The organism is Sporosarcina ureae, from assembly GCF_029267015.1.
Lineage (GTDB): Bacteria > Bacillota > Bacilli > Bacillales_A > Planococcaceae > Sporosarcina > Sporosarcina ureae_D.
Genome location: NZ_JARIEA010000054.1, coordinates 1 through 4,236 on the forward strand (window position 1 = coordinate 1; position 4,236 = coordinate 4,236).

Genomic DNA, 4,236 nt, shown 5'->3' on the forward strand with positions numbered 1-4,236 from the left:
GGTTTATAGTAGATCAAACCAGTGACTGGGTAGTACTAGTTCCTATCCTTGCAAAAGAAGAATCCGAACTGCCCTACACACTGTCTAACGAAGGCGGCTGCACGTGGTAGGCGTAGTAATGAGACAGGCAGGCGCTCTTCCTGTCTGGCTCATTGCGGAAGCCATCCACCACCGCCGAAGTGGGGCCAATGACCGCCCCACTTACATAGACAATCAAACTACTACCTCTGCATAAGACAAGGAAGAGTAAGGGGTTGCAAAAACTACTACCTACCATCGTATCCTACTTACTTGTACAAACACCTTCCCACATATTCGAAAAACAAGTACCCGAACTGCCCTACACCCAATCTAACGTAGGCGGCTGCCAGTGGTAGGCGTAGTAATGAGACAGCCAGGCGCACTTCCTGTCTGGCTCATTGCGGAAGCCATCCACCACCGCCGAAGTGGGGCCAATGACCGCCCCACTTACATAGACAATCAAACTACTACCTCTGCATAAGACAAGGAAGAGCAAGGGGGTCGCAAAAATAACTACCCCACATCGTATCCTACTTACTTGTACGAACAAATTATCTTCGTACTCGAAAAACAAGTACATGAACTGCCTTACACATGATCCAACGAAGGCGGCTGCCAGTGGTAGGCGTAGCAATGAGACAGCCAGGCGCTCTTCCTGTCTGGCTCATTGCGGAAGCCATCCACCACCGCCGAAGTGGGGCCAATGACCGCTCCACTTACTTAGTCAAACCACTACCTCTGCAAAACAAGGAAGAGTAAGATATTGCAAAAACAACTACCTAGTGCCGACTCTTACTTACTACACCAAATCCCAAATCCTCGCTCTCACCTCAACTACAAATAAAACAGAAAAACTTCTAATCCCTACTATTCTAATTTGCATTGACTATTTTTAATTGTCTGTTAAACTGATAATACTATAACAAGAGAGTGGGGGTTGGAATGGTCACATTCGAATCGTGGAAAGAGATATCGGTCTTGCCGGAGTTTCCAGTAGATTCCGAGACAAAAGGGGCTTCTGAAGTATTGCAATGGGCGTATGAACACTATGGAGAAAAGCTAGTCTATGCGTGTAGCTTTGGTATCGAAGGCATTGTATTGATCGAACTAATTTCACGCGTGAAGGCAGATGCCAAAATTATTTTTTTGGATACCAATTATCACTTTAAAGAGACTTATGAAACGATAGAAAAGGTGAAAAAGCGTTATCCACAGCTTCAAATTCATTTACAACAACCTAATTTGACTATCGATGAACAAACAGAACAATACGGCTTGGACCTTTGGAAAACCAATCCGAATCAATGCTGTGATTTGCGTAAGATTCAGCCGTTGGAAGAAGCGATTTCTCCTTCCACTGCTTGGATATCAGGATTACGTAGAGAACAATCCGAAACGAGAAGTTCTACAGAGTATTTGAACTTAGATAATCGTTTTAAAAAGATTAAAGTGTGTCCACTGATTCATTGGACATGGAAAGATGTTTGGCGCTTTGCCCATACACATGAACTCGATTATAACGTGCTTCACGATAAAGGTTTCCCGAGTATCGGATGTGCAACGTGTACAAAACCAGCATTCACCGAAGAAGATATGCGTTCTGGACGTTGGACAGGTAGCGGCAAGACAGAATGCGGACTGCATACGTAAATTTTTTTAAATTCAAAACCAAGTATTTCTATATGACTTATTAATATAAGAAAGTTAGGTGTTTATATAATGACAACGATACAACCACATGGCGGCAGTTTAGTGAATTTATACGATCCCAGTCTTTCAATTGAAGGAGTACACAAAACAATTTCAATAGACGCTACATCGGTTAGTGATTTGGAATTGATCGCAACAGGAGCATACAGCCCGTTAACAGGTTTCTTGACTTCTGAAGATTATCACGCAGTTGTTAACGATATTCGCTTGGCAAACGGCACTATTTGGAGTTTACCGATTACGCTACCTGTGAAGGATCGTTCTCTTTACTCAATAGGTGACACGGTTTTGCTTGAGTACCAAGGTGATATCTATGGAACGCTTGAAATTAAAGATATTTTTGAACCTGATCAACAAATAGAAGCGGAAAAGGTTTATAAAACAGCTGATCGCGCTCATCCTGGCGTAGCCAAGTTACTCGATCGCGGCCATATCTATCTAGGCGGGCCAATCAAATTGATTAGACGAATTGAACAGAAAAATTTTGCTGAGTTTTATTTCGATCCTTCTGAAACTCGTCAAGCATTCGAAATTAATGGTTGGAAGACTATTGTCGGATTCCAAACACGTAATCCTGTTCACCGTGCACATGAATATATTCAAAAAACTGCACTGGAGATTGTCGATGCCCTATTACTCAATCCGCTAGTCGGAGAGACGAAATCAGATGATATTCCCGCAGATGTAAGGATGGAAAGTTATCAAGTACTGCTGCGTGATTACTATCCTGAAGATCGTGTCAAGCTAGCTGTGTTCCCTGCCGCAATGCGTTATGCAGGTCCACGTGAAGCAATTTTCCATGCGCTTGTACGCAAAAACTATGGTTGTACCCACTTTATTGTCGGTCGTGACCATGCAGGTGTTGGCGATTACTATGGCACGTATGAAGCTCAAGAGATCTTCTCGAACTTCACAGCGGATGAAATCGGTATTACATTACTCTTCTTTGAACACAGTTTCTTCTGTAAGACTTGCGGCAACATGGCAACACCAAAAACTTGCCCGCATTCCAGTGAAAATCATGTCATTCTATCAGGAACCAAAGTACGTGAGATGTTGAAAAACGGCATCTTGCCTCCACCGGAATTCAGTCGTAAAGAAGTTGTCGATGTATTGATCAATGGCTTAAAAGAAAAAGAACCGGTGAAGTGAGGAGAAGCGAAATGACAAAGAATATTGTATGGCATAATCAATTAATCTCTAAAGAAGAACAACGAGCAAAAAACAGTCATCATAGCGCAGTTCTCTACTTTACCGGTCTATCCGGTTCAGGTAAATCCACTATTGCAAATGCAGCCGCTCGCCGGTTGCATGATCTCGGCGCTAATACTTATGTACTTGACGGAGATAACGTCCGCCACGGCTTGAATAAAGATCTTGGTTTTTCTGATGAAGCACGAAAAGAAAATATTCGTCGCATCGGTGAAGTTTCAAAGTTATTCATCGATAGCGGTCAACTTGTTTTCACAGCATTCATCTCCCCCTTCCAAGAAGATCGTGACAGCGTGAGACACCTCGTTGAAGAAGACGAATTTGTCGAAGTGTATATTAGTTGTCCGCTAGACGCTTGTGAACAACGTGACCCAAAAGGATTGTATGAAAAAGCGCGTGCCGGTGTCATTCCTGAATTCACCGGGATTTCATCGCCTTATGAAGCACCAGTAAATCCTGAACTTACATTGGAAACGGATAAATATACAGTGGAAGAATGTGTCGAGCAACTAATCGGCTACTTGCGTGATAAAAAATGGATTAATTAAGGAGTGGTTAGAATGGGAAAAGTTTGGCTAGTCGGAGCGGGTCCAGGAGATCCAGATTTATTGACCGTCAAAGCAGTGAAAGCTATACAACAAGCGGATGTAATTCTTTATGACAGACTGATCAATCAAGAGATTTTAACGTACGCTAAGGCGGATGTGGAGTTGATATTCGTAGGCAAGCTTCCGAAGCATCATTTCGTCCAGCAAGATATGATTAATTTCTTATTGGTTAAGCATGCGAAGCAAGGTAAACAAGTCGTACGTCTAAAAGGCGGCGATCCATTTATATTCGGTCGCGGCGGTGAAGAAGCAGCGTTTGTGGTGAAGCATCACATCCCATTCGAAGTGATTCCAGGCATCACGTCTGGAATCGCAGCTCCTGCCTATGCAGGTATTCCCGTTACTCACCGTGATTATAGTGCATCATTCGCTATCGTCACGGGCCATCGTAAAGAAGGAGCCGATGAGGCTGAGAAATGGCAAGCTCTTGCCAAAGGTATTGATACACTTGCGATTTACATGGGGGTCAGTAATCTTTCCTATATACAGAAGCAATTAATTCAACATGGCAAGGATCCAGACACACCTGTTGCGTTTATTCATTGGGGGACTACAGAGACGCAACGTACAGTTACTGCAACACTTTCTACTATGACAGAAACGGCACGCCTTGAAGATGTCAAAAATCCAAGTATGATTGTGATTGGTGAAGTTGTCCGTTTGCGCGACGAGTTACAGTGGTTTG

The 4,236-nt window shown here is 43.2% G+C and carries 7 protein-coding genes; all 7 read left to right on the plus strand.

Annotation, left to right across the window (positions count from 1 at the left end; translation table 11 throughout):
• The first annotated feature begins 103 nt into the window (after positions 1-103).
• Positions 104-235, plus strand: coding sequence for a hypothetical protein (locus Q7P97_RS08575; RefSeq protein WP_303968794.1), 132 nt, complete (start codon positions 104-106; stop codon positions 233-235).
• A 135-nt stretch (positions 236-370) separates the two neighbouring features.
• Positions 371-502 carry a hypothetical protein gene (locus Q7P97_RS08580; protein ID WP_303968795.1) on the plus strand — a complete coding sequence of 44 codons (132 nt, stop codon included), beginning with the start codon at positions 371-373 and terminating at the stop codon, positions 500-502.
• A 137-nt stretch (positions 503-639) separates the two neighbouring features.
• Positions 640-780 (plus strand): hypothetical protein, encoded by a 141-nt coding sequence (locus Q7P97_RS08585; protein WP_303968796.1) that lies wholly within the window; start codon positions 640-642, stop codon positions 778-780.
• Between the two features lie 183 nt (positions 781-963).
• Positions 964-1,671 carry a phosphoadenylyl-sulfate reductase gene (locus Q7P97_RS08590; RefSeq protein ID WP_303968797.1) on the plus strand — a complete coding sequence of 236 codons (708 nt, stop codon included), beginning with the start codon at positions 964-966 and terminating at the stop codon, positions 1,669-1,671.
• A 69-nt stretch (positions 1,672-1,740) separates the two neighbouring features.
• On the plus strand, positions 1,741-2,883 hold the full coding sequence (gene sat, locus Q7P97_RS08595; RefSeq protein WP_303968798.1) for a sulfate adenylyltransferase: 1,143 nt from the start codon (positions 1,741-1,743) through the stop codon (positions 2,881-2,883).
• 11 nt (positions 2,884-2,894) lie between these two features.
• Positions 2,895-3,491 (plus strand): adenylyl-sulfate kinase, encoded by a 597-nt coding sequence (cysC, locus tag Q7P97_RS08600; RefSeq protein WP_303968799.1) that lies wholly within the window; start codon positions 2,895-2,897, stop codon positions 3,489-3,491.
• Positions 3,492-3,503: 12 nt separating this feature from the next.
• The coding region (gene cobA, locus Q7P97_RS08605) for a uroporphyrinogen-III C-methyltransferase (protein WP_303968800.1) at positions 3,504-4,236 on the plus strand (733 nt) is incomplete at its 3' end.